The 24,380-nt window shown below is 60.3% G+C and carries 22 protein-coding genes; 15 read left to right on the forward strand and 7 right to left on the reverse strand.

Annotated features, from left to right (window positions below):
- Positions 1-219 precede the first annotated feature (219 nt).
- The 4 genes from CGA22_RS25230 (at position 220) to CGA22_RS25245 (ending at position 7,088) form a co-directional block, all read left to right on the forward strand.
- Positions 220-2,079, forward strand: a complete 1,860-nt coding sequence (locus tag CGA22_RS25230; protein ID WP_041020595.1) for a DUF1302 domain-containing protein — start codon at positions 220-222, stop codon at positions 2,077-2,079.
- 24 nt (positions 2,080-2,103) lie between these two features.
- Positions 2,104-3,468, forward strand: coding sequence for a DUF1329 domain-containing protein (locus CGA22_RS25235; RefSeq protein WP_041020594.1), 1,365 nt, complete (start codon positions 2,104-2,106; stop codon positions 3,466-3,468).
- Positions 3,469-3,798: 330 nt separating this feature from the next.
- On the forward strand, positions 3,799-6,534 hold the full coding sequence (locus tag CGA22_RS25240; protein ID WP_041020593.1) for a LuxR C-terminal-related transcriptional regulator: 2,736 nt from the start codon (positions 3,799-3,801) through the stop codon (positions 6,532-6,534).
- Between the two features lie 53 nt (positions 6,535-6,587).
- Positions 6,588-7,088: a methylated-DNA--[protein]-cysteine S-methyltransferase gene (locus CGA22_RS25245; protein WP_041020592.1), complete on the forward strand. Its 501-nt coding sequence runs from the start codon at positions 6,588-6,590 to the stop codon at positions 7,086-7,088.
- Between the two features lie 95 nt (positions 7,089-7,183).
- On the opposite strand, the gene CGA22_RS25250 is transcribed toward CGA22_RS25245, so the two are convergent.
- Positions 7,184-7,618: a YhcB family protein gene (locus CGA22_RS25250; protein WP_024778106.1), complete on the reverse strand. Its 435-nt coding sequence runs from the start codon at positions 7,616-7,618 to the stop codon at positions 7,184-7,186.
- A gap of 148 nt (positions 7,619-7,766) precedes the next feature.
- Between CGA22_RS25250 and CGA22_RS25255 the strand changes: the two genes are divergently transcribed.
- The 3 genes from CGA22_RS25255 (at position 7,767) to zapE (ending at position 10,973) form a co-directional block, all read left to right on the forward strand.
- A complete protein-coding gene (locus tag CGA22_RS25255) occupies positions 7,767-8,396 on the forward strand; it encodes an alpha/beta hydrolase (protein WP_041020591.1) in 630 nt (209 codons plus the stop codon).
- Positions 8,397-8,420: 24 nt separating this feature from the next.
- Entirely contained in the window at positions 8,421-9,776 is a 1,356-nt protein-coding gene (locus tag CGA22_RS25260) for a tryptophan--tRNA ligase (protein ID WP_041020590.1), read from the forward strand.
- 102 nt (positions 9,777-9,878) lie between these two features.
- The gene (zapE, locus tag CGA22_RS25265; protein WP_041020589.1) at positions 9,879-10,973 is read left to right on the forward strand and encodes a cell division protein ZapE; all 1,095 of its coding nucleotides are present in this window, start codon (positions 9,879-9,881) and stop codon (positions 10,971-10,973) included.
- Positions 10,974-11,153: 180 nt separating this feature from the next.
- Here the strand turns inward: zapE and CGA22_RS25270 are convergent, their stop codons facing one another.
- A complete protein-coding gene (locus tag CGA22_RS25270; RefSeq protein ID WP_177329222.1) occupies positions 11,154-12,050 on the reverse strand; it encodes a GlxA family transcriptional regulator in 897 nt (298 codons plus the stop codon).
- A 243-nt stretch (positions 12,051-12,293) separates the two neighbouring features.
- On the opposite strand from CGA22_RS25270, the gene CGA22_RS25275 reads away from it, so the two are divergent.
- On the forward strand, positions 12,294-13,430 hold the full coding sequence (locus tag CGA22_RS25275) for an acyl-CoA dehydrogenase family protein (RefSeq protein WP_041020587.1): 1,137 nt from the start codon (positions 12,294-12,296) through the stop codon (positions 13,428-13,430).
- 197 nt (positions 13,431-13,627) lie between these two features.
- Here CGA22_RS25275 and CGA22_RS25280 read toward each other — a convergent pair whose 3' ends face one another.
- The gene (locus CGA22_RS25280) at positions 13,628-14,668 is read right to left on the reverse strand and encodes an NADP(H)-dependent aldo-keto reductase (RefSeq protein ID WP_041020586.1); all 1,041 of its coding nucleotides are present in this window, start codon (positions 14,666-14,668) and stop codon (positions 13,628-13,630) included.
- A 245-nt stretch (positions 14,669-14,913) separates the two neighbouring features.
- Between CGA22_RS25280 and rplM the strand changes: the two genes are divergently transcribed.
- The 7 genes from rplM (at position 14,914) to CGA22_RS25315 (ending at position 19,789) form a co-directional block, all read left to right on the forward strand.
- A complete protein-coding gene (gene rplM / locus CGA22_RS25285; RefSeq protein ID WP_024781110.1) occupies positions 14,914-15,342 on the forward strand; it encodes a 50S ribosomal protein L13 in 429 nt (142 codons plus the stop codon).
- Between the two features lie 14 nt (positions 15,343-15,356).
- On the forward strand, positions 15,357-15,749 hold the full coding sequence (gene rpsI, locus CGA22_RS25290; RefSeq protein ID WP_003228056.1) for a 30S ribosomal protein S9: 393 nt from the start codon (positions 15,357-15,359) through the stop codon (positions 15,747-15,749).
- Positions 15,750-16,006: 257 nt separating this feature from the next.
- Entirely contained in the window at positions 16,007-16,600 is a 594-nt protein-coding gene (gene petA / locus CGA22_RS25295) for a ubiquinol-cytochrome c reductase iron-sulfur subunit (protein ID WP_041020585.1), read from the forward strand.
- Entirely contained in the window at positions 16,600-17,811 is a 1,212-nt protein-coding gene (locus tag CGA22_RS25300; RefSeq protein ID WP_024781108.1) for a cytochrome b, read from the forward strand. The genes petA and CGA22_RS25300 overlap by 1 nt, the downstream gene beginning before the upstream one ends.
- Positions 17,811-18,593: a cytochrome c1 gene (locus tag CGA22_RS25305; protein ID WP_041020584.1), complete on the forward strand. Its 783-nt coding sequence runs from the start codon at positions 17,811-17,813 to the stop codon at positions 18,591-18,593. The genes CGA22_RS25300 and CGA22_RS25305 overlap by 1 nt, the downstream gene beginning before the upstream one ends.
- 148 nt (positions 18,594-18,741) lie before the next feature.
- Positions 18,742-19,359: a glutathione S-transferase N-terminal domain-containing protein gene (locus CGA22_RS25310; RefSeq protein ID WP_041020583.1), complete on the forward strand. Its 618-nt coding sequence runs from the start codon at positions 18,742-18,744 to the stop codon at positions 19,357-19,359.
- 16 nt (positions 19,360-19,375) lie between these two features.
- Positions 19,376-19,789, forward strand: a complete 414-nt coding sequence (locus tag CGA22_RS25315; protein ID WP_041020582.1) for a ClpXP protease specificity-enhancing factor — start codon at positions 19,376-19,378, stop codon at positions 19,787-19,789.
- Between the two features lie 957 nt (positions 19,790-20,746).
- Here CGA22_RS25315 and CGA22_RS25320 read toward each other — a convergent pair.
- The 4 genes from CGA22_RS25320 to CGA22_RS25335 all read right to left on the reverse strand — a co-directional run bounded on the left by CGA22_RS25320 (position 20,747) and on the right by CGA22_RS25335 (position 24,198).
- Entirely contained in the window at positions 20,747-21,325 is a 579-nt protein-coding gene (locus CGA22_RS25320; RefSeq protein WP_024781263.1) for a BON domain-containing protein, read from the reverse strand.
- Complete coding sequence (locus CGA22_RS25325; protein ID WP_041020580.1) at positions 21,322-21,915, reverse strand: phosphoheptose isomerase; 594 nt, start codon at positions 21,913-21,915, stop codon at positions 21,322-21,324. The genes CGA22_RS25320 and CGA22_RS25325 overlap by 4 nt, the downstream gene beginning before the upstream one ends.
- A 109-nt stretch (positions 21,916-22,024) precedes the next feature.
- On the reverse strand, positions 22,025-22,387 hold the full coding sequence (locus CGA22_RS25330; protein WP_041020579.1) for a YraN family protein: 363 nt from the start codon (positions 22,385-22,387) through the stop codon (positions 22,025-22,027).
- A complete protein-coding gene (locus CGA22_RS25335; RefSeq protein ID WP_041020578.1) occupies positions 22,387-24,198 on the reverse strand; it encodes a penicillin-binding protein activator in 1,812 nt (603 codons plus the stop codon). The genes CGA22_RS25330 and CGA22_RS25335 overlap by 1 nt, the downstream gene beginning before the upstream one ends.
- Positions 24,199-24,380 lie beyond the last annotated feature (182 nt).

Raw genomic sequence — 24,380 nt, forward strand, 5'->3', positions numbered from 1 at the left:
GACTGTTCCAGAGTGGTCGGGGGCTGCAAATCACACTTTAGAGGGATCAAGCCGTACTACCTGCTGGCTATAGTCCGCTCAAGGATTTTCAAGAATGGGGCACCTGCACGAACGGGCTATGCGACTTTGAATGAGTGCCGCAAGCCTGTCGCTGGACGCCGAAGACGTTCCTTGGAAATACCCCCTGCCATAACAATAAAGAACATGGAGTAGCGTCGAATGACCTCTGCAAACACGTTCTGGCGCCGGGCAAAATTGCCTCTGGCGGTCAGCCTCGCCTCTTCGCTCGCCGGGCCTGCATTCGGTGTCAGTTTCAACATCGGTGAAATCGAGGGCCAGTTCGATTCCTCCCTGTCGGTGGGGGCGAGCTGGTCCACGGCCAATGCCAACAAGGACCTGATCGGTGTCAACAACGGCGGCCGGGGCCTGTCCCAGACCTCCGATGACGGCCACTTGAACTTCAAGCGCGGGGAAACCTTCTCGAAGATCTTCAAGGGCATTCATGACCTGGAGCTGAAGTACGGCGATACCGGCGTGTTTGTGCGAGGCAAGTATTGGTACGACTTCGAACTCAAGGACGAGAATCGTCTGTACAAGGACATCAGCGACAACAACCGCAAGGAAGGCGCCAAGTCCTCCGGCGGGCAGATTCTCGATGCTTTCGTCTATCACAACTACGCCATTGCCGATCAGCCAGGCTCCGTTCGCTTGGGCAAGCAGGTGGTCAGTTGGGGTGAAAGTACCTTCATCCAGGGCGGCATCAACTCCATCAACCCGGTCGACGTGTCGGCGTTCCGTCGCCCCGGTGCCGAGATCAAGGAAGGCCTGATCCCGGTCAACATGTTCTATGTGTCCCAGAGCCTGACGGACAACCTGTCGGCTGAGGCGTTCTATCAGTTGGAGTGGGACCAGACGGTTGTCGATAACTGCGGGACGTTCTTTTCCCAGCCGGATGTGATTGCCGATGGTTGTACGGATAATCTGCGGGTGTTGAACAAGCGTTCCACGATTCCTGGTGCTGCCTTGCCGGCCCTGACCGCGCGAGGGGTCGACGTCAACGAAGAGGGCGTGCTGGTGCGTCGTGGCCCGGACCGCGACGCCCGTGACAGCGGCCAGTGGGGCGCGTCCATGAAGTACATGTTCGAGCCTCTGGACACCGAATTCGGTGCCTACTTCATGAACTACCACAGCCGGGCGCCGATTTTCAGCGCCACGGGCGCGCCGGCGCAGTTCTACACGGCTCCGTTGGGTCCGTTGGCGGCACTGCGTCCCCTGATCGTGGCCGGCAACTCCAACTATTTCGTTGAGTATCCGGAAGACATTCGTCTCTATGGCCTGAGTTTCTCCACCACCCTGCCTACCGGCACGGCGTGGAGCGGTGAACTGAGCTATCGCCCGAATGCGCCGGTACAACTGAGTACCACCGACATTCTTTTTGCTGGCGTCCGTCCGATCGGTGGTCCCTTGGCCAACGCTTCGGTGCTCACGGGGGTACCGGGCCAGGATCTGCATGGCTATAGCCGCAAGGAAATCACCCAGTTTCAAACGACCTTCACCCATTTTCTCGACCAGGTCATGGGCGCCAGTCGCCTGACCCTGGTGGGTGAAGTGGGCGTAACGCATGTGGGGGGGCTGGAAAGCAAGTCCGAGGCCCGCTACGGTCGTGATCCGGTGTTTGGCCCAGGTAAACTGCCTAACGGAGCCTGTCAGACGCTCAATGCCTCCACCGCAGCAGGTGGCGGTCAGACCCTCGGCGGCGTGAACAGCAACTGCGACAACGACGGCTTCACCACCGCCACTTCCTGGGGCTACCGCGCGCGCGCCATCTGGGAGTACCCGGATGTCTTCGCTGGCGTGAACCTCAAGCCCAACGTGGCCTGGTCCCATGACGTCAAAGGCTACTCGCCAGGCCCTGGCGGCAACTTCGAGGAAGGCCGCAAGGCCGTCAGCCTCGGGCTGGATGCCGAGTACCAGAACACCTACAACGCGAGCCTGGCCTACACCAACTTCTTTGGTGGCGACTTCAGCACCGTGGATGATCGCGACTTCCTGGCGCTCAGCGTCGGCGTGACCTTCTAAGCACCGTATTCAGGACGACACACTATGAAAATAACAAAGAGTCTGTTGCAGGCCGGCGCACTGGGACTGTCCCTGCTGGCCGCCAGCGTCATGGCCTCGGTGCCTGCGGGCGAGGCCGACAAACTGGGCAAGAGCCTGACGCCGATGGGCGCCGAAATGGCCGGTAATGCCGACGGTTCGATTTCTGCCTGGAAACCCATGGCGAAGAACGCCGGTAGCGTGGACAGCAAGGGGTTCCTCGCCGACCCGTATGCCAGCGAAAAACCACTGTTCATCATCACCGCGCAGAACGTCGAGCAGTACAAGGACAAGCTCGCACCGGGTCAGTACGCGATGTTCAAGCGCTATCCGGAAACTTTCAAGATGCCGGTCTACCCGACCCATCGTGGCGCCACCGTGCCGGATGAAGTGTTCGCCTCCATCAAGAAGAACGCGGTCAACACCAAGCTGGTATCCGGCGGCAACGGTCTGGAAAACTTCGAGACGGCGGTGCCGTTCCCGATTCCCCAGAGCGGCGTCGAGGTGATCTGGAACCACATCACCCGCTATCGTGGCGGCAGCGTGACGCGCCTGGTGACCCAGGCCACGCCGCAACCCAACGGCTCCTATAGCCTGGTGTACTTCCGCGATCAGTTCGTGTTCCGCGACAAGATGAAGGATTTCGATCCGGCCAACCCCGGCAACATCCTGTTCTACTTCAAACAGCAAGTGACGGCGCCGGCACGCCTGGCCGGTGGCGTGCTGCTGGTGCACGAAACGCTCGATCAAGTGAAGGAACCGCGTTCGGCCTGGGTCTACAACGCCGGCCAGCGTCGTGTGCGTCGTGCGCCACAGGTCTCCTACGACGGACCGGGTACCGCTGCCGACGGCCTGCGTACCTCCGACAACCTGGACATGTACAACGGTGCGCCGGATCGCTACGACTGGAAGCTGGAAGGCAAGAAAGAGCTGTACATCGCCGCCAACAGCTACAAGATCGACTCGCCGCAACTCAAGTACGCCGACATCCTCAAGGCCGGCCACATCAACCAGGACCTGGCGCGCTACGAGCTGCGTCGTGTCTGGCATGTCACCGCGACCCTCAAGGAAGGCCAACGCCACATCTACGCCAAGCGTGATTTCTTCATCGACGAAGACACCTGGCAGGCGGCAGTGATCGATCATTATGACGGTCGTGGCCAACTGTGGCGCGTTGCCGAGGCCCATGCCGAGAACTACTACGACAAGCAAGTGCCGTGGTACGCCCTGGAAACCCTCTACGACCTGCAGTCCGGTCGCTACCTGGCCCTGGGCATGAAAAACGAAGAGAAATCGGCCTACGACTTCGGCTTCACCGCCACTACCGCGGATTTCACGCCGAACGCGCTGCGCCAGGACGGTATCCGCTAGACCGCTTCACCCCGAGGCCGCATCCTCGGATAAACGCCCCGACTGGTTCGGGGCGTTTATTTTTCAGGTTTAAACACAGGATTGTGGCGAGGGGATTTATCCCCGCTGGGGTGCGAAGCAGCCCTAAAGCCAGTCACCTTGGTGAATCAGAAAGAACAACTTTTTTCTTTTTGGGGCTGCTTCGCACCCCAGCGGGGATAAATCCCCTCGCCACAGTTGAGTTGTAGTCTTTTTGTAGCCATTTGTAGCACTCCCTTCAATACCTCTTCGTTTACAGCTAGGCTGCGGACATCTGCAACGCCGTCACCTGCATTTAAACAAGAGCCGGCCATGACCGATCTGTCTTCACTTCCGGATTCTGCCCGCGCAGCCATCGCGGTACAGGACGGGCGCTTCTACCGACCGCCTCTGCCCGATGGGCACGTCGTGCGGCCGCGGTTGTGCGAGCGTTTGAGTGCGGGGCTCGGCGGCCGATTGCTGTTGGTCAGTGCGCCGGCGGGGTTCGGCAAAAGCTCCCTCGCGGTGGAGTTCTGCCAGAGCCTGCCGGTTCATTGGCAAAGCCTCTGGTTGGGGCTCAACGCCAGGGACAATGATCCGGGACGTTTTCTGGAGCGGTTGCTCGAAGGGCTCCAGGCGCTCTTTCCACAGTTGGGCGGCCGGGCGGCGGGGCTGCTGAAAATGCGTCAGCGCCACCAGCCCTTCGCGTTCGAAGAATGGCTCGACGGCCTGCTGGATGAGTTGACCAGTCACCTGACGCTCCGCAATCCCTTGCTGTTGGTGCTCGACGATTACCACCTGGCTCAAGGTCCGGTACTGGACCGTTGCCTGCAGTTTTTCCTCAATCACCTGCCCGACGGCTTGCTGGTACTGGTCACCAGCCGCCAGCGACCGAACTGGCATCTGGCGCGCCTGCGCCTGTCGCGGCAGTTGCTCGAGCTGAACGAACAGGACCTGCGCCTGACCCATGGCGAAGCCCTGACACTGCTCGAACATCACAGCAGCTCATTGCGCGGTGAAGCGTTGGAAAACCTCATCCAGCGCAGCGAAGGCTGGGTGGCCGGGCTGCGTTTCTGGCTGCTGGCCGCCTCCGAAGCCGGCTCCGAGGGCCGGCTGCCCCAGGCGTTGCACGGTGGGGAAGGGCTGATCCGCGATTATCTGCTTGAAGAAGTCATCGACTGCCTGCCCGCCGAGGTGCAGGCGTTTCTCTACGACACCGCGCCACAGGATCGCTTTTGCAGCGAACTGTGCGATGCGGTGCGCGAAGCCCATGACAGCGCCGAGATCCTGCGATACCTGGCGGCCCATCAGGTATTCCTGGTGCCTCTGGACGAACACGGTCACTGGTATCGCTATCACCACCTGTTCTCCGATCTGCTGCGCAGCCGCCCCAGCGCGCCGGCCATGGTGCCGGCCGCGACCCTGCACTTGCGCGCCTGTCGCTGGTTCAACGCCCAGGGCTTGATCGACGAAGCCGTGGAGCAGGCGTTGCGGGCCGGGCACCTGGATGTGGCGGCGAACCTGGTGCAGACCCTCTCGGAGGAGCAACTGCTGGCCGAACAGAACGTCGGCATGTTGTTGCGCTGGAAGATGGATTTGCCCGACAGCCTGCTCATCAGTACCCCGAGACTGATCGTGCTCTACAGCTGGGCGTTGGGACTGGCCTGTCAGCTGGACGCCGCCGAAGAGCTGGCCGCCCACCTGAGCCGTTTTCTGCCGGCCCCGTCGGCCACCGCGCAAAAGTCCATGCTCGCTCAATGGTTGGCCCTGAGCGGGATCGTCGCCCGTGGCCGTGGGGATCGTGAAGCCACGGTGCGTTATTGCACCGAAGCCCTGGAGAGCCTGCCGCAAAAACGCTACGGCCAACGCCTGATGTGCTTGTCCACGTTGTCGAACCTGGCGATTGCCGACGGTGACCTGTGGCGGGCCCGTGGTCTGAATCGCGACTCCCTGGAACTGGCACAGCGGGTCGGCAACCCCTTGTTCGAGGCGTTGGCCCACTACGATCGCGCCCGGGTCCTGCAGGCGCGGGGAGAGATCCTGCGGGCGCTGGATGAAGTGCGCCAGGGTCTGCAACGTTTGCACAAACTCTCGCCCCAACGGCTTTATGCGGTACGGGCGCGATTGATCCTGTACGAGGGGTTCCTGCTGACCTTGCGCATGCAGCCCCAGGCCGGACTGGCGCGGTTGCAGGCCGGTCTTACCGAAGCACGGGCCTGCCGCGACATCAGCGTGCTACTCGGTCATTGCGTGATCGCCCGTATCGAAGGCAACAATGGCGAGTTCGCCAGGGCCTTTGCCGAACTGGCCGAAGCGGAGCGCCTGATGCATATCTGGGATGTTCCGCCGATCTACTACCTGGCGATGATCACCCTGGTCAAATGCGAGCTCTGGCTGGCCCAGGGTCGCACCGAGCTGGCCGAAGCCTGGCTGGCGCGGCTGGGGCGCACCTACACCGGCGAACAGGCCGCCGCGCCGCCAGAGTTCCACCCGCAACTGCCGCTGCATGTCGAACTGCAGCAGGCGCTGCTGGAATCTATCCGGGGCCAGCCGATGCTGGCGGAAGGGCGGCTCAACGCTTTGCTTGAACACGGCCAGCAAACCGGCCGGCAGATGCTCAGCGTGATGGCGCTCAACCAGAAAGTCGCCTTGTTGCTGAGTATTGGCCGCGAGCCGGCGGCCCGCAGCACCCTGCTCCAGGCTTTTGAAGCCGCCGCCGGCGGTGTGCTGCAACCGTTCGAATGGCTGCTGGGCGACGAGCATCGTGAATGGCTGCGCGAGCAACTGCTGCACGCACCCTCCAGCCCCTTGTGCCAGAATCTGCTCGAACGCCTGCCGACGTCGACACAACCGGCCGACTCCCCGGCACCTGTCGAAAGCCTCAGCAGCCGCGAACGGGCGGTACTGCAACTGATTGCCCAGGGCTGTTCCAACCAGGAAATCAGCGAGCAGCTGTTCATTTCGTTGCACACCGTCAAGACCCATGCCAGTCATATCAACAGCAAGCTGGGCGTGGAGCGCCGTACCCAGGCCGTGGCGAGGGCCAAGGAGCTGGGGTTGTTGGGCTGAACCCAGCTCCGCGAGAACCCGCCACAAAAGTCAGTCAGTAAAGGAATGACTCGATGTTACCCCGGTACAAAACCATCCAATCCCCGGTCGGCCAACTGATCCTCGTCGCCCGAGGTGCGAGACTGGCCGCCATCCTGTGGGAAAACGAGCGACTCAATCGCGTGCGCCTGGGCCCCTTGGAAGAAGACATCCATCACCCGCTGCTCAAGGAAACCGAGCGCCAACTGATGGAGTATTTCGCCGGTCAGCGGCGCCGCTTCGAGCTGGAGCTGGACTTTGTCGGCACTGATTTCCAGAAGCGGGTCTGGCAGGCGCTGCTGACCATTCCCTTCGGCGAGACCCGCAGTTACCGCGACATCGCCATCCAGATCGGTCAGCCGACTGCTGTTCGGGCGGTGGGCGCAGCCAACGGCCGGAACCCTATTTCGATCATCGCCCCCTGCCACCGCGTCATCGGCACCTCCGGCAGCCTCACCGGCTTCGCCGGCGGACTCGCAGCCAAGCAATTGCTGCTCAGCCTCGAAGGCCAGCAGAGCCTTCAATTGGCGTTCTGATCTCAGCGGACTGGCCTCACCGATGGAAAACCTGCGCCCATGAAAAAAGCCCGCCCGATCACAGGATCGGGCGGGCTTTTGGTGTTGCTTGCAGCTTACTTCTTCAAACCGTAATGCTCATCGAGCATGCCGGGCGAATTCGGTGCCTTGGGTGCGTAGTCCCGAGGTGGCTCCTGATCCCTTGGTGGAGTCAGGCGTTCCCGTGGTGCCTGCGCCGAGTCGGCGTGCAGGGCGGCCAGCAGGCGCTGGCGAGTCTGTTCGTCCAGGGCCAGGCGGTTGGCGCCTTCGGACAAATGATCCTGAACATCCTGGTAGCTCTGGGTCAGTTTCTTCACCAGAGAGGCGGTGGCGTTGAAGTGGGTCACCACTTCATTCTGATAACTGTCGAAACGTTCCTGAATGTCGTCCAGCTGACGTTGCGTGCTGTTGGGCACTGCGTTGGGCAGCAGTCGGGCAAGCAGGAATCCAATGGCGACACCGGCAACCAGGGCAAGAGTCGGCAACAACCAAACTAAGAGCGAGTGTTCCACGAGTCCTTCCTCTATAAACGGCTTTGCTTTACGTTAACGGCTCGGACCTGCGCTGTATACCGCGAAGAACATCGCAATCATGCCAGGCACAGACTTTTAGCTAGACGAGTCGACCCTATTCGGGGTCACGGAGTTCTTTCCCTTGCTTATGCGCGAAACCCCTGTAGTCATCGAAGGCCCGGTGGGCCAACTGGAAGCCTTGTACCTGGACAGCGAGGCGCCCCGTGGCCTGGCGCTGATCTGCCATCCTAATCCGGTGCAGGGCGGAACCATGCTCAACAAAGTGGTCTCGACCCTGCAACGCACTGCCCGGGACGCTGGCCTGGTCACATTGCGTTTCAATTATCGCGGTGTCGGCGCCAGTGCCGGCAGCCATGACATGGGCACCGGTGAAGTGGACGACGCCGAGGCCGCCGCTGCTTGGCTGCGGGAAAAACATCCGCAACTGCCCTTGAGCCTCTTCGGTTTTTCCTTCGGCGGCTTCGTCGCTGCCAGCCTGGGTGGACGGCTCGAGGCCCAGGGGCAATCGCTCAAGCACCTGTTCATGGTGGCCCCAGCGGTGATGCGCCTGGACGAGCAGTCGCCTTTGGCGAAGAGCGGCGAGTTGACGGTGATCCAGCCGGAAAATGATGAAGTCGTCGATCCCCAACTGGTCTACGATTGGTCCGACGCGCTCCAACGCCCCCATGAGCTACTGAAAGTGGCAGAATGCGGGCACTTTTTTCATGGCAAGCTGACCGATCTGAAGGATCTGCTCCTGCCGCGCCTTTCGAATTGACTGCAGTCTGACAAGCGATAATTCATGACGACTCGTACCCGTATCCTGACCGGCATCACCACCACCGGCACCCCGCATCTGGGCAACTACGCTGGCGCCATCCGCCCGGCGATTCTCGCCAGCCGCGACAGCAATGCCGATTCGTTCTACTTCCTGGCCGACTACCACGCCCTGATCAAATGCGATGACCCGCTGCGCATCCAGCGCTCGCGCCTGGAAATCGCCGCGACCTGGCTGGCCGGCGGCCTGGATGTGAATCGCGTGACCTTTTATCGCCAGTCCGATATCCCCGAGATCCCGGAACTGACCTGGCTGCTGACCTGTGTCGCCGCCAAGGGCCTGCTCAATCGCGCCCATGCCTACAAGGCCTCGGTGGACAAGAATGTCGAGACCGGCGAAGACCCGGACGCCGGCATCACCATGGGCCTGTACAGCTACCCGGTACTGATGGCCGCTGACATTCTGATGTTCAACGCTCACAAGGTGCCGGTCGGCCGCGACCAGATCCAGCACGTGGAGATGGCTCGGGACATCGGCCAGCGCTTCAACCACCTGTTTGGCCAGGGCAAGGAATTTTTCACCATGCCCGAGGCGCTGATCGAAGAGAGCGTCGCCACGCTGCCAGGGCTCGATGGTCGCAAGATGTCCAAGAGCTACGACAACACCATCCCGTTGTTCAGCAGCGCCAAGGAGATGAAGGACGCGATCTCGCGGATCGTCACCGACTCCCGTGCACCGGGCGAAGCGAAGGATCCGGACAACTCGCACCTGTTCACGCTGTTCCAGGCCTTCGCCACCCCGGCCCAGTCAGCCGAGTTCCGCAGCGAGCTGTTGCAAGGCCTGGGTTGGGGCGAAGCGAAGAATCGTCTGTTCCAGTTGCTCGACAGCGAACTGGGTGAATCCCGCGAGCGTTATCACCAGTTGATCGAACGCCCGGCGGACCTTGAAGACATCCTGCAACTGGGCGCGAAAAAAGCCCGGGCCGTGGCCACGCCGTTCCTTAACGAACTGCGTGAAGCCGTTGGCCTGCGTTCGTTCGTCAGCCAGGTCCAAGTGGCGGCCAACACGAAGAAAAAAGCCACCAAGGCGGCACGCTTCGTCAGCTTTCGCGAAGACGACGGCAGTTTCCGCTTCCGCTTGCTGGCCGCCGACGGCGAACAACTGTTGCTGTCTCGCCATTTTGCCGATGGCAAGACCGCGGGCCAGGTGACCAAGCAACTGCAAGCCGGCCAGCCACTGGACGTGCGCAATGAAGCGGCGGGTTTCAGCGTCTGGCTCGAAGGTGAGTGCGTGGCGGACAGCCCGGCTTTTGCCGACGATGCTGCGCGGGATGCGGCTATCGATGCGCTGCGCGTCGCGCTGACGCCCGTGCAGGATTGATCCAAAGCATCATCCGACCATCGGCCCTGAATAAGGGCCGATTGCCATTCTTACGGGCCGTCGCTACAGTGACGGCCCGTTTTTGTTGCCTTGCTAACGAATATGACGCCCCTAGAACGATATCAAGCTGATCTGAAACGCCCGGAGTTCTTCCACGACGCAGCCCAGGAAACGGCGGTGCGGCATTTGCAGCGCCTGTACGACGACCTGATCGCCGCGTCGAACAACAAGCCGGGCTTGTTGGGAAAACTGTTCGGCAAGAAGGACCTGGCACCGGTCAAGGGCCTGTACTTCTGGGGTGGCGTGGGCCGTGGCAAGACCTACCTGGTGGACACCTTCTTCGAGGCGCTGCCGTTCAAGGAAAAGACCCGCACGCACTTCCACCGCTTCATGAAGCGTGTGCACGAAGAGATGAAGACCCTGGGTGGCGAGAAGAACCCATTGACCATCATCGCCAAGCGTTTCGCCAGTGAAACGCGGGTGATCTGCTTCGATGAATTTTTCGTGTCCGACATCACCGACGCCATGATCCTTGGCACCTTGATGGAAGAGCTGTTCAAGAATGGCGTGACCCTGGTCGCCACCTCGAACATCGTGCCGGACGGCTTGTACAAGGACGGCCTGCAGCGGGCGCGTTTCCTGCCAGCCATCGCGTTGATCAAGGAACACACCGAAATCGTCAACGTCGACAGCGGCGTCGACTATCGCCTGCGCCATCTCGAACAGGCGGAGCTGTTCCATTTCCCACTGGACGCCGCTGCCGAGGAAAGCCTGCGCAAGAGTTTCCGCGCCTTGACCCCGGAATGCACCCAGGCGGTCGAAAACGATGTGCTGATGATCGAGAATCGCGAGATCCGCGCCATCCGCACCTGTGACGATGTGGCCTGGTTCGATTTCCGTGAGCTGTGCGACGGCCCTCGCAGCCAGAACGACTACATCGAGCTGGGCAAGATTTTCCATGCCGTGCTGCTCAGCGGCGTCGAGCAGATGAGCGTTACCACCGACGACATCGCCCGTCGCTTCATCAATATGGTGGACGAGTTCTACGACCGTAACGTGAAGCTGATCATCTCGGCCGAAGTCGAACTCAAGGACCTCTACACCGGCGGTCGCCTGACGTTCGAGTTCCAGCGGACCTTGAGTCGTCTGCTGGAAATGCAGTCCCACGAGTTCCTGTCGCGGGCGCATAAGCCTTAGGCTGATTCGGAAAGCACAAAGGGCCTGCGATTGCAGGCCTTTTTTATGGCTGATCCACCGCATAACCCTGTGGGAGCGAGACTGCTCGCGATGGCGGTGGGTCAGCTTGCTACGATTCTGAATGTGCTGCCGTCATCGCGAGCAGGCTCGCTCCCACATGGGGTAGTGGGCTCCGAAGCCTTACGCCGCCTGCTGAAATTGCTGCCGGTACTGGTTCGGCGACAGGTCCGTGTGCTGCCGGAACAGCCGCGCGAAGAAGCTCGCGTCGTCGTAGCCCACTTCGTAGCTGATGGTCTTGATGCTCTTGCGGCTCCCGGAGAGCAGGCCCTTGGCGGTTTCGATGCGCAGCCGTTGCAGGTAATGCAGCGGTTTGTCGCCAGTGGCGGTCTGGAAGCGGCGCATGAAATTGCGAATGCTCATGCCGTGTTCCCGGGCGACGTCTTCGAAACGGAACTTGTCGGCGAAGTGCTCTTCGAGCCAGTGCTGGATCTGCAGGATGATCACGTCCTGATGGAGTTTCTGTCCGCCAAAACCGATCCTGCCCGGTGAATAGTTGCGCTGCACTTCATACAGGATGTCCCGCGCCACGGCCTGGGCCACGTTGGCGCCGCAGAAGCGTTCGATGAGGTAGATGTAGAGATCGCACACCGAAGTCGTGCCGCCGGCGCAGAACAGGTTGTCGGCGTCGGTCAGGTGCTTGTCCTGGTTCAGGTGCACCTGGGGAAAGCGCTCCCTGAAGGCGTTGAAGAAGCGCCAGTAGGTGGTGGCTTCCTTGCCATCGAGCAGCCCGGCTTCGGCAAGCCAGAATACCCCGGTGGCTTCTCCGCACAGTACAGCGCCGCGGGCGTGCTGTTCTCGCAGCCAGGGCAGGACCTGGGGATAACGCTGGCAGAGGGTGGCGAAGTCGTCCCAGAACGCCGGCAGGATAATCACATCGGTGTTTTCCAGGCCGCCATCCACCGGCATGATCACTTCGCTGAAGCTGTTCACCGGTTTGCCATCAGGGCTGACCAAGCGGATTTCAAACGCCGGTGTCAGGCCCAGGCCCAGTTGCTTGCCGTAGCGCAGGCTGGCCAGGTGGAAGAAATCCTTGGCCTGCATGAGAGTGAAAGCGAAAACCCGGTCGACTGCCAGGATGCTGACGCGCCGCAAGGGCGTGGAGGGGTGCATAGACATAATTTCATCTTGTTTTTATAGGGGAAAGTGGTCACCAGACGGCTGGATCGTCTTATTTTTTGTCGGATGTGTCCAGTGTCCTATGGTACCTCCCGGGCTTAGGCTCATCGGATGACCCCCTCCAACTCTAACCAAAGGTGCGCCATGATCCCCAGAACCCTGTTCAGCCCCGAGCACGAATTGTTTCGCGACAGCGTGCGAACGTTCCTGGAGAAGGAGGCCGTTCCGTACCACAGCCAGTGGGAAAAGCAGGGTCATGTCGATCGCCGGCTCTGGAACAAGGCCGGGGAGGCGGGGATGTTGTGTTCGCATCTGCCGCAAGCCTATGGCGGGCTCGATGCGGACTTCCTCTACAGTACGGTCGTGATCGAGGAGATCGGCCGCCTGGGGCTGACGGGCATCGGCTTCTCACTGCATTCGGATATCGTTGCGCCGTACATCCTGCATTACGGCAGTGAAGCGTTGAAGCAGAAATACCTGCCGAAACTGGTTTCCGGCGAAATGGTCACGGCCATTGCCATGACCGAACCCGGCGCCGGTTCCGACCTGCAAGGGGTGAAAACCACGGCGGTCCTGGACGGTGATGAATACGTCATCAACGGTTCGAAGACCTTCATCACCAATGGCTTTCTCGCCGACCTGGTGATCGTGGTCGCCAAGACCGACCCGAAAGCCGGCGCCAAGGGCACCAGCTTGTTCCTGGTGGAAGCGGGCACGCCTGGCTTTGAGAAGGGCAAGCGCCTGGAGAAAGTCGGCATGAAGGCTCAGGACACGTCGGAATTGTTCTTCCAGGATGTCCGCGTGCCGAAGGAAAACCTGCTCGGGCAGGCTGGAATGGGGTTTGCCTACCTGATGCAGGAGCTGCCCCAGGAGCGCCTGACCGTCGCGATTGGTGGCCTGGCCTCGGCCGAAGCGGCGCTGCAATGGACATTGGACTACACCCGCGATCGCAAGGCCTTCGGCAAATCCATCGCGGAGTTCCAGAATACCCGCTTCAAGCTGGCGGAAATGGCCACCGAGATCCAGATCGGCCGGGTCTTCATCGACCGTTGCCTGGAGCTGCACCTGCAAGGCAAGCTCGACGTGCCGACGGCGGCGATGGCCAAGTACTGGGGCACGGACCTGCAATGCAAGGTGCTCGACGAATGCGTGCAGTTGCATGGCGGCTACGGCTTCATGTGGGAGTACCCGATTGCCCGGGCGTGGGCGGATGCGCGAGTACAGCGGATCTATGCAGGGACCAATGAAATCATGAAGGAGATCATTGCGCGGTCGCTTTGATTGCGTTGTGGTCCGGGGGGATCGTTCCCACGCTCTGCGTGGAAACGCCGCCAGGGACGCTCTGCGTTCCGCTCTGGTGACGCGGAGCGTCACCGGATGCATTCCCACGCAGAGCGTGGGAACGATCACGCTGTGCGTGGGAACGATCAGCAACCCTTGTGGGAGCGAGCCTGCTCGCGATGGGGGCTGCGGGTCGATCAAGGCGCCGGGTTAGGCTGATCCTTGTGAATCGCCTCGATCCCCGCCAGCACTTCGTCCGACAGCTTCAGGTCGAAACTGGCGATGTTGCTGTCCAGTTGCTCAAGGGTGGTGGCGCCGATGATGTTGCTGGTCACGAACGGTTGTTGCGTGACGAACGCCAGGGCCATCTGTGCCGGGTCCAGGCCATGTTCGCGGGCCAGCGCCACATAACGGCTGCATGCCGCTTCCGACTGGGGATTGAAGTAGCGCATGAAGCGGCTGTAGAGCGTCAGGCGGCCCTTGGCCGGCCGTGCGCCGCCTTCATATTTGCCCGACAGGAAGCCGAACGCCAGCGGTGAGTAGGCCAGCAGCCCGCATTGTTCGCGCAGGGCGACTTCCGCCAGGCCGATCTCGAAGCTGCGGTTGAGCAGGTTGTACGGATTCTGGATCGACACCGCTCGCGGCCAGCCACGGGCTTCGGCCAGGGCGAGGAATTTCATGGTGCCCCACGGCGTCTCGTTGGACAGGCCGATATGGCGGATCTTGCCGGCACGGACCTGTTCGTCGAGGGCCTCGAGGGTTTCCTCCAGCGGGGTGAACGCTTCATCGGCCTTGTGCTGGTAGCCCAGTTGCCCGAAGAAATTGGTGCTGCGTTCCGGCCAGTGCAACTGGTAAAGATCGATCCAGTCGGTCTGCAGGCGCTTGAGGCTGGCGTCCAGCGCTTCGACGATGTGGCGGCGGTTGTGCTTGAGATTTTTGTCGCGGATGTAATCGATGGTGTTGCCGGGGCCGGCGATCTTGCTCGCCAGGATCCAGTCGGCGCGGTCGCCACGGCTCTTGAAATAGTTGCCGATGTAGCGCTCGGTGGTGGCATAGGTCTCGGCCTTGGGCGGGACCGGGTACATTTCGGCGGTGTCGAGGAAGTTGATGCCGGCACCCTTGGCGCGTTCGATCTGGGCAAAAGCCTCGGCCTCGCTGTTCTGCTCGCCCCAGGTCATGGTTCCGAGGCACAGGGCACTCACGTTCAGATCGGTACGGCCTAGCTGGCGATAGTCCATCGGTGGCTCCTTGGGCAAAACAATCATAAAAGCAGGTTGAAATATTTTTCGCAATCTGCATAATTGCGCACCTCTTTCTGCAGTGGAAGTGATGCGCCGCCGCCGAAGAATCTTGCCGTTGAACGGACGCGCCGACCCGAGCCCCCGAAAGCGTCTGTATCCGGCTGCCTTTGACTTGTCAAAGTACGCACTATTCAGTAAGATCCGCCGTCTAATTTACAGGGCGGCCCCTGAGGCTATAAAGAATGAAAACTTTTACTGCTAAACCGGAAACAGTACAGCGCGACTGGTTCGTCGTCGACGCTGCTGGTCAGACCCTGGGTCGTCTGGCCACCGAAATCGCGAGCCGTCTGCGTGGCAAGCACAAGCCTGAGTACACCCCTCACGTTGACACCGGTGACTACATCGTCGTGATCAACGCTGAGCAAGTACGTGTTACTGGCGCTAAAACCACTGACAAAATGTACTACTCCCACTCCGGTTTTCCGGGCGGCATCAAGTCGATCAACTTTGAAAAGCTGATCGCCAAAGCCCCTGAGCGCGTGATCGAGACCGCGGTTAAAGGCATGCTGCCTAAGAACCCACTGGGTCGCGACATGTATCGTAAGCTGAAGGTTTATGCGGGCGCTGCTCACCCTCATACTGCTCAGCAGCCCCAAGAACTGAAGTTTTAACGGAATAGTTCATTATGTCGGCGACTCAAAATTACGGCACTGGCCGTCGCAAGACTGCAACCGCACGCGTTTTCCTGCGTCCGGGCACTGGTAACATCTCCATCAACAACCGCTCCCTGGATAACTTCTTCGGCCGCGAAACTGCCCGCATGGTAGTTCGTCAGCCGCTGGAACTGACCGAGACCGTCGAAAAATTCGACATCTACGTCACCGTTATCGGTGGTGGTGTAAGTGGTCAAGCTGGCGCAATCCGCCACGGCATCACTCGCGCTCTGATGGACTACGACGAAACCCTGCGTAGCGCACTGCGCAAAGCTGGCTTCGTGACTCGCGACGCTCGCGAAGTTGAACGTAAGAAAGTCGGTCTGCGTAAAGCGCGTAAGCGTCCGCAGTACTCGAAGCGTTAATTTCGCTTCCGCTTTCAAAAGGCGCCCAGTTTCCTCACGGAGCTGGGCGTTTTTTTATGGGCGAAATAAATGCTCTGTGACAACTTGCCACATTCGTAGAGCCCCTATACTACAAGGCTTGGCGGTAGGGCCGCTTGGTAATTACCTTGTCAGAATTGGGGGTTTTCATTACCATTCGGCAAAATTTTTATAAGTTCAGATTTTTACTTAGTAGACGCCTGATCTAACAGGCCACAAAGCTGATGGGAGAGGACTGAATGAGCAATGACGGCGTGAATGCAGGCCGGCGTCGCTTCCTGGTAGCAGCCACATCCGTGGTGGGTGCTGCAGGAGCGGTGGGGGCTGCGGTCCCGTTCGTGGGGTCATGGTTTCCCAGTGCCAAGGCGAAAGCTGCAGGTGCACCGGTGAAAGTGAATGTCAGCAAGATCGAGCCAGGCCAGCAGATGATTGCTGAATGGCGCGGCCAGCCGGTGTTCATCGTCCGCCGTACAGAGGAAATCCTGGGGAATCTGAAAAAGATCGAGGGCCAGCTGTCCGATCCCTCTTCCAAGAACTCGGTCCAACCGGAATACGTCAATCCAGAAACGCGTTCGATCAAGCCTGAACTCCTGCTGTTGATCGGGATCTGCACGCACCTGGGTTGCTCGCCAACATTCCGTCCCGAAGTGGCTCCTGCCGATCTGGGCAAGGACTGGGTAGGTGGCTATTTCTGCCCTTGCCACGGCTCCCACTACGACCTGGCGGGTCGCGTCTACAAATCGCAGCCTGCACCTCTGAACCTGCCAGTTCCCCCGCATTCCTATGAGTCGGATGACATCATTGTCATCGGCGTCGACACGGAGAAAGCGTGATGAGCAAACTTATGGATTGGGTTGATGCGCGCTTTCCCGCGACCAAGATGTGGGAAGACCATCTCAGCAAGTATTACGCTCCGAAAAACTTCAACTTCTTCTATTTCTTTGGTTCCCTGGCATTGCTCGTTCTGGTCAACCAGATCGTCACCGGTGTCTGGCTGACCATGAGCTACACCCCGTCGGCGGAAGAAGCGTTCGCTTCCGTCGAGTACATCATGCGTGACGTCGAGTACGGCTCGATCCTGCGCCTGCTGCACTCCACCGGCGCTTCGGCGTTCTTCATCGTGGTTTACCTGCACATGTTCCGTGGCCTGCTCTACGGTTCGTACCAGAAGCCTCGTGAGCTGGTGTGGGTCTTCGGCATGTTGATCTACCTGGCGCTGATGGCCGAAGCCTTCATGGGCTACCTGCTGCCATGGGGCCAGATGTCCTACTGGGGGGCCCAGGTGATCATCTCGCTGTTCGGTGCGATCCCGGTCATCGGCAACGACCTGACCCAGTGGATCCGTGGTGACTACCTGATCTCGGGCATTACCCTGAACCGCTTCTTCGCCCTGCATGTGGTAGCCCTGCCGATCGTGATCCTCGGCCTGGTGGTGTTGCACATCCTGGCGCTGCACGAAGTCGGCTCGAACAACCCGGATGGCGTGGACATCAAGAAGCACAAGGACGAAAACGGCGTACCGCTGGATGGCATCGCCTTCCACCCGTACTACACCGTGAAGGATATCGTCGGCGTGGTGGTGTTCCTGTTCATCTTCTGCTCCATCGTGTTCTTCTTCCCGGAGATGGGCGGCTACTTCCTCGAGAAGCCGAACTTCGAACAGGCGAACGCTTTCAAGACACCTGAGCACATTGCCCCGGTCTGGTACTTCACGCCGTTCTACGCGATTCTGCGGGCGATCCCGGACAAGCTGATGGGCGTTATTGCCATGGGCGCAGCCATCGCCGTGTTGTTCGTCCTGCCATGGCTGGACCGCAGCCCGGTCAAGTCGATGCGCTACAAAGGCTGGCTGAGCAAGATCTGGCTCGTGGTGTTCTGCATCTCGTTCATGATCCTGGGTGTGCTGGGCGTACTGGCACCGACTCCTGAGCGCACGTTGCTGTCGCAGGTCTGTACGTTCCTGTACTTCGCCTACTTCATTCTGATGCCGTTCTATACCAGGCTCGAGAAGACCAAACCGGTTCCGGAAAGGGTGACTGGCTGATGAAAAAGCTATTTGCTGTACTGATTCTTGCTGCCATGCCTGTCTTGTCCTTCGCGGCTGAACACGGTGGTCCAGAGCTGGAAAAAGTCGACATCGACGTTTCCGATAAAGCCGCCATGCAGGACGGCGCACGGACGTTCGCCAACTACTGCATGGGTTGCCACAGTGCCAAGTTCCAGCGTTACGAGCGTGTGGCCGATGACCTGGGCATTCCCCATGAGCTGATGCTCGAGAAGCTGGTGTTCACCGGTGCCAAGCTGGGCGACCACATGACCATCGGCATGCAGCCGGCAGATGCCAAGACCTGGTTCGGCGCTGCGCCGCCCGACCTGACCCTCGTCGCCCGTGTACGCGGTACCGACTGGCTCTATGGCTACCTGCGTTCGTTCTATGAAGACCCTGCGCGTCCATGGGGCGTGAACAACAAGGTCTTCCCGAACGTCGGCATGCCGAACGTCCTGGTCGGCCTGCAGGGTCGTCAGGTGGTAGGCTGCAAACAGGTGCAGGTCGTCGAGCACGGCAAGAAGCAATACGACCCGCTGACCGGTACCGCGTTGACTCACGAAGCCTGTGATCAGTTGACCATCGTGCCGAACAGCGGCACCTTGACGCCTGAGCAGTTCGACGAGAAGGTCAAGAACCTGGTGACCTTCCTGGCCTACTCGGCCAACCCGGTGAAGCTGCAGCATCAGCGCATCGGTACGTATGTATTGCTGTACCTGGCGTTCTTCTTCGTATTCGCTTATCTGCTCAAGCGTGAATACTGGAAAGACGTACATTGATAAAGCGGTAAGCTGTTGCTGTTAATCGTGCGCGCCCAAGGGCGTCTCTGAAGGTGTAACGAGCCTGGTCAGCCAGGTGTTACGGGAGACGCCCTCTGGGCGCGCTCGTTTTTCTTTCCTAAAATTTCAACAAGCGAGGAGGATCGCCATGGGCGTGACCAATCGGTTGGCCTGTTACTCCGACCCCGCCGACCACTATTCCCACCGGGTACGTATCGTACTGGCAGAAAAGGGTGTCAGCGCCGAGATCATTTACGTCGAGGCCGGCCGTCAGCCGCCGAAGCTGATCGAGGTGAACCCCTACGGCAGCCTGCCCACGCTGGTCGATCGTGACCTGGCATTGTGGGAGTCGACGGTGGTGATGGAATACCTGGATGAGCGTTATCCGCATCCACCCTTGCTGCCGGTATACCCTGTGGCGCGCGCCAACAGCCGTTTGCTGATCCATCGTATCCAGCGTGACTGGTGCGGGCTGGTGGATCTGATCCTGGATCCACGGACCAAGGAGCCGGCGCGGGTGGTGGCGCGCAAGGAGTTGCGTGAAAGCCTGACGGGCGTATCGCCGCTGTTCATCGACAGGCCGTTTTTCCTCAGTGAGGAACAAAGTCTGGTGGATTGCTGCCTATTGCCCATACTCTGGCGTTTGCCGATTCTGGGTATCGAACTGCCGCGGCCCGCCAAGCCGCTGCTTGATTATATGGAGCGCCAATTTGCGCGTGAGACTTTCCAGGCGAGCCTGTCTGGTGTCGAACGCGACATGCGCTAAGGCTTAGGGAGCCGCTATGAACTCCAGTCGACCTTATCTGGTCCGCGCGCTCTACGAGTGGATTGTGGACAATGATTGCACCCCGCACATGCTGGTCAATGCCGAGTATCCATCGGTACAGGTGCCGCAGGGGTTTGCCAATGATGGGCAGATTGTCCTGAACGTTTCGCCGGCCGCCGTGCGCCATCTGCACATGGACAACGATGCCGTGAGCTTCGAAGGCCGCTTCGGCGGTGTGCCGCACACGCTGTATGTGCCTATCGCTTCGATCCTGGGGATTTATGCCCGGGAGAATGGCCAGGGCATGGTGTTTGAGTTGGAAGCGCCGTTGGATGGCGAGGAAGAGTACGAGGTGGATGATGACCTGCCGCCACCGGATGACGAGCCGCCGCGGCCTAGTGGTCGGCCTAGTCTTAAGGTGGTGAAGTAAGGATTGGTGTACATATCCGTTTCTTTGGTAATGGCTGCTTATGGTTCCGCCCTTACGGCGGGTCACTTTTGGCAAACGCCCGGAATGCCGGCCCAGCCAAAAGTAACCAAAAAGTCTTTGCCCCACCACTGGGCACCTCGCCAAGGCTCGGTGTTCCCTCACTCCGGCATTGCTCCGTGGGCCCGCCGCGAAGGGCCATCCATGGCCCAGCGCGGCTATCCCGGCATCCATGCCGGGTTGCCCACTACGCAACGCCTGCGTTCGGCCCTTGTGGTTTACGGGGCGTCCAAGATCAAAAGCCAAAGCCAAAGCCAAAGCCAAAGCGAGGCGGCCTAATGGCCGGCCTGACTCTTCCGGCTGCACCTGAATCCACCTGTGGGAGCAAAGCTTGCTCGCGAGGCGACCGGCTGTCCCCGATCAATTGTGGGAGCGAGCCTGCTCGCGATGGCGTCAGGTCAGCAGCATTGATGTAGGTTGACACATCGCAATCGCGAGCAGGCTCGCTCCCACAGTGGGATTGAGGTGCAGCCGTAAAGACAGGCCGGCCGTCACACCTCCTCGCTTTTGCTTTTGCTTTTGCTTTTGATCTTGGGCGCCCCATTAACCACAAGGGCCGAACGCAGGCATTGCGTAGTGGGTATCCCGGCATGGATGCCGGGATAGCCGCGCTGGGCCATGGATGGCCCTTCGCGGCGGGCTCACGGAGCAATGCCGGAGTGAGGGAACACCGAGCCTTGGCGAGGTGCCCAGTGGTGGGGCGAGGCGCTTTTGGTTACTTTTGGCTGGCCGGCACCCCGGGCCTTTTCAAAAGTAACCCGCCGTAAGGGCGGAACCTTAAGTGGCCGTTACCGAAGAAACGGATATACACACCAACCACCTCCAAAAAAAACGGCGCTTCCCCGTCTTGAAGAAGCACCGTTTTCTAGCCAAGCGCAGCATCAAGAACCGCAACTACCCTCAGTCAATATACTCAAACAACTTCACGATCTTCTGCACCCCAGACACCCCCTGCACCAGATTGGTCGCCTGGGCAGCCTCTTTCTTGGTCAGCAGCCCTAGCAGGTAAACGATGCCATTCTCGGTCACAACCTTGATACGCGAGCCGGGAATGCTGGCATCGGTCAGCATCTGGGTCTTGATCTTGGTGGTCAGCCAGGCATCGTTCTGACGCGCCAGCAGTGAGGAAGGTTGCAGGACCTGCAATTCGTTATGCACGGTCTTGACCCGTTGTACGGCGCTGGCCTCCTGCTCGGCCTTGGCCTTGAGGTCTTCCCGTGGGGTCTGGCCGGCCAACAGCACGACACCGTTGAAGCTGGTGACGACGATATGCGAGTTATTGTCCAGATCCGGGTCGGCCTTGGCGATGTTCACGCCAACTTTGGTTTCGATCAGGGAGTCGTCGATCTTGCTGCCGAAGGTGCGGGTGCCGCGATCATCTTCAATCGGCTTTTCCCGGCTGGCATTAACCACCGATGTGCAGCCGCTGATGCCGAGGCACAGGGTCAGGGCCAGAAGGCCCAGGCGATTAGGGGTCATTCTTCACTCCCGAATATTAGGCTGTCGATCAAGTCGCAAAGACAGTGGATCGTCAGCAGGTGGACTTCCTGGATGCGTGCGGTGACTTTGGCCGGTACGCGGATCTCGACATCTTCAGGCAACAGCAATGAAGCCATGCCGCCGCCGTCACGTCCGGTCAATGCTACGACAATCATTTCGCGATCATGTGCGGCCTGGATCGCCTGAATAATATTGGCCGAGTTGCCGCTGGTGGAGATTGCCAGCAGCACGTCGCCGGGTTGGCCCAGGGCGCGGATCTGTTTGGAGAAGACTTCGTTGTAGCTGTAGTCGTTGGCGATCGAGGTGATCGTCGAGCTGTCGGTGGTCAGGGCGATAGCCGGCAGGCTTGGGCGCTCGCGTTCGAAACGGTTGAGCAGTTCGGACGAGAAGTGCTGGGCGTCGCCGGCGGAGCCACCATTGCCACACGAAAGCATTTTGCCTTCGTTGAGCAGGGCGTTGACCATCACTTGGCTGGCTTGCTCGATGTAGGGTGCAAGTACGTCCATCGCCTGTTGCTTGGTGTCGATACTGGCCTGAAAAAGCTGGCGAATTCGTGATTGCATGTCCATCTGTGTGACCTTAAGTAGCGCGACTTATCGGCACAAGCGTGTGCGGCGCGCAAAGCAAAGAGCAAGTTGAGTGAAGGTGTCCGGCTCGGTTCGTCATGGACGCAGGCGTTCAGCTGTCGAAGGCGTTCTGCAGCCAATTCAACTGATCGGCGTTGCTGTCGATGGCAACCACGTCGAAACGGCAGGGGTGATCGGCCCAGCGAGATTCGTTTTGCAGGAAGTACTGCGCGGCGAAAACCAGTTTCTGGCGCTTGCGCTCGTCGATGCTATCGAGCGCGCCACCCCATTGGGTATTTTTTCTGTAGCGGACTTCGACGAATACTACTGTATCGCCGTCAAGCATGACCAGATCAAGCTCGCCGCGTTTACACAGCCAGTTCTGCGCCACCAGGCGCAGGCCTTGCTGCTGGAGATGCGCGAGGGCCTGGCCCTCGGCATCCCGTCCGCTTTGCCGGCGTGATCGTTCGGGCATCAGCGCTGGGTGTCCGGCAGGCGCTGTACCTGGCCGTTGACGAACTGGGCCCAAGGCAGTTGACGCTGAACCCGTTGGGACTGGGACACCGCCAGGCTGCCCGTCAGGCCTTCGATGCGGCTGTCCGGCAGCGTCTTCAGCTGGCCCAGGCGCGGCGCCAGGCGATAGGCATCTGCCCCCATCGCATACAACCGGCCGAGGCTGCCGGCAGCTTGTGGCCACTGGGCAGTGACCTGCTTGCGCAGTGGGTCGTTGGCATCAAGCAACCACGGGGTTTCGCAGAAGCGAATACCGTTCATGTCGTTGTACTGGTTCTGATCGCCGCTGGCGCTGAACACCTGGGACGTCGCATAGACCGGCACGTCTCCAGCGTACTGGAAGTTCAGGGTCGGCTTGATTTGCTGGGCCTGCTGTGGGGTCGATGCCAGGAAGATGAACTCGATATCCTGGCGACGGGAAGGCTGGGCCGCGACCGTGGTGCCCACGGTGTTCTGCAGGCTCTTGGCGCGACCTTCGCTCTGACGCAGTTGGAACATGTCGGCGATCTGCTGGGCCAGTTGTACTGGCTGGTCGACACGCTCAATGGCGAGAATGGAACCGCCGGTCGCTTGCCAGTCCTGGCTGAAGGCTTTCAATACGCGATCACCCCATTCGCCTTTCGGCACCATGACCGCTGCGCGATGCAGGCCATCGGCGCGGGCGCGACGAGCGACTTCGCGGGCTTCATCCTCGGGTGCCAGGCCAAACTGGAACAGCTGGGGTGGGCCTTGCTCGCCTTCGCTGTAGTTCAATGCAAGGGTGGTGATCGGTAGCTGCGGGCGCGTGCTGATCTGCTTGACCAATGGTTTTTCCAGGGGACCAACCACCAGTTGCACGCCGTCGGCCTGGGCCTTGCGATAGAACTCGTCCATGGAGGTCAGGGTCGAGCTGTCGTAGAACTGGATGCTCGGTGGGTTCTGTCCGGCCTGCTGGGCCTGGTAGTGCGATGCCATGAAGCCTTCACGCAGCGCTTTGGCGACGGCGGCCAACTGGCCATTCTGCGGCAACAGCAGGGCGATCTTGCTCAGGGGCTGGCTCGCCAGTTCCTTGAGCTTGACCAGGGGTGTCGGCAGCTGGAGGGCGGCCGGATGCTTCGGGTTCTGTTCGCGCCAGTGGTCGATAGCCGCTTGCTGCTGTTCCAGGGTGCCGGCGGTTTTCACGGCGCGAGCCAGGCTCAGCCAGCCACCGAGGTCGTCGGTGGTGGTCGGTTGCAATTGATCGGTGGGCAACGAGGCAATCAGCGACCAGATCGCTTCGTGGTTTTTGGCCGCCGCTTCGTTTTCAAGCAGGGGCGCAATGAAAATGCGTTCCTTCGCGGCCGCCAGGGTCTGGCCATCGGCTTCGAGGGCGCGGGCACGGATGGTCCCGGTGCGGACCTGCTGTTCCACCGGCATTTCGCTCAAGTGTTGCAGGCTTGGGTGGCTCAGGGCGGTCAGCGCTGCCTTGGGCTGATTGCGCGTCATTGCCAGTTCTGCCGCCAGGGTGCTGGCGAAAATCTGCTGGCCTGGCTTGAGCTGTTCCATCGGCACTTGTTGCAGGATCTGTGCGGACTGGCCGGCATTGCCCTGGCGGTAGGCCAGGTCTGCCGCGCTCAGGCGCAGCAGGGCGGCCTTTTCCGGTGTCTTGCTTTGGGCGGCCTGTTCGAGCAGTTGCTCGATACTGGCATCCGGGGTCCGAGGGAGTTCGCCAAGGCTGGACGAGGGCGAGCTGACGCAGGCCGCCAGAAGGGCGGCGAGGCAAAGGGCGGAGAGCAGCCGCAGGCAAGCGATCATGTAAATGTCCTGATACGAGATCAAATTAGCGTCGAATTGTACCCAAGCGCTGGCCGGGGCGCGATGTCAGTGGTGTGAATCGATCAATTTAGGTATTTCAAATGTTGCGGTGCAGCACAAAAGGTTGCCGGGCCCCGAACAGCCTACACGGTCACTACGCGCTACAATGGCGGTTTTACCGA

It is taken from the genome of Pseudomonas sp. PSB18 (assembly GCF_014596565.1).
Taxonomy (GTDB): Bacteria; Pseudomonadota; Gammaproteobacteria; order Pseudomonadales; family Pseudomonadaceae; genus Aquipseudomonas.

Bases quoted from the DNA above. Each gene is read 5' to 3' on its own strand.
- CGA22_RS25230 (WP_041020595.1), top strand. From the start codon at position 220: ATGACCTCTGCAAACACGTTCTGGCGCCGGGCAAAATTGCCTCTGGCG.
- CGA22_RS25235 (WP_041020594.1), top strand. From the start codon at position 2,104: ATGAAAATAACAAAGAGTCTGTTGCAGGCCGGCGCACTGGGACTGTCC.
- CGA22_RS25240 (WP_041020593.1), top strand. From the start codon at position 3,799: ATGACCGATCTGTCTTCACTTCCGGATTCTGCCCGCGCAGCCATCGCG.
- CGA22_RS25245 (WP_041020592.1), top strand. From the start codon at position 6,588: ATGTTACCCCGGTACAAAACCATCCAATCCCCGGTCGGCCAACTGATC.
- CGA22_RS25255 (WP_041020591.1), top strand. From the start codon at position 7,767: ATGCGCGAAACCCCTGTAGTCATCGAAGGCCCGGTGGGCCAACTGGAA.
- CGA22_RS25260 (WP_041020590.1), top strand. From the start codon at position 8,421: ATGACGACTCGTACCCGTATCCTGACCGGCATCACCACCACCGGCACC.
- zapE (WP_041020589.1), top strand. From the start codon at position 9,879: ATGACGCCCCTAGAACGATATCAAGCTGATCTGAAACGCCCGGAGTTC.
- CGA22_RS25275 (WP_041020587.1), top strand. From the start codon at position 12,294: ATGATCCCCAGAACCCTGTTCAGCCCCGAGCACGAATTGTTTCGCGAC.
- CGA22_RS25280 (WP_041020586.1), bottom strand. From the start codon at position 14,668: ATGGACTATCGCCAGCTAGGCCGTACCGATCTGAACGTGAGTGCCCTG.
- rplM (WP_024781110.1), top strand. From the start codon at position 14,914: ATGAAAACTTTTACTGCTAAACCGGAAACAGTACAGCGCGACTGGTTC.
- rpsI (WP_003228056.1), top strand. From the start codon at position 15,357: ATGTCGGCGACTCAAAATTACGGCACTGGCCGTCGCAAGACTGCAACC.
- petA (WP_041020585.1), top strand. From the start codon at position 16,007: ATGAGCAATGACGGCGTGAATGCAGGCCGGCGTCGCTTCCTGGTAGCA.
- CGA22_RS25300 (WP_024781108.1), top strand. From the start codon at position 16,600: ATGAGCAAACTTATGGATTGGGTTGATGCGCGCTTTCCCGCGACCAAG.
- CGA22_RS25305 (WP_041020584.1), top strand. From the start codon at position 17,811: ATGAAAAAGCTATTTGCTGTACTGATTCTTGCTGCCATGCCTGTCTTG.
- CGA22_RS25310 (WP_041020583.1), top strand. From the start codon at position 18,742: ATGGGCGTGACCAATCGGTTGGCCTGTTACTCCGACCCCGCCGACCAC.
- CGA22_RS25315 (WP_041020582.1), top strand. From the start codon at position 19,376: ATGAACTCCAGTCGACCTTATCTGGTCCGCGCGCTCTACGAGTGGATT.
- CGA22_RS25320 (WP_024781263.1), bottom strand. From the start codon at position 21,325: ATGACCCCTAATCGCCTGGGCCTTCTGGCCCTGACCCTGTGCCTCGGC.
- CGA22_RS25325 (WP_041020580.1), bottom strand. From the start codon at position 21,915: ATGGACATGCAATCACGAATTCGCCAGCTTTTTCAGGCCAGTATCGAC.
- CGA22_RS25330 (WP_041020579.1), bottom strand. From the start codon at position 22,387: ATGCCCGAACGATCACGCCGGCAAAGCGGACGGGATGCCGAGGGCCAG.
- CGA22_RS25335 (WP_041020578.1), bottom strand. From the start codon at position 24,198: ATGATCGCTTGCCTGCGGCTGCTCTCCGCCCTTTGCCTCGCCGCCCTT.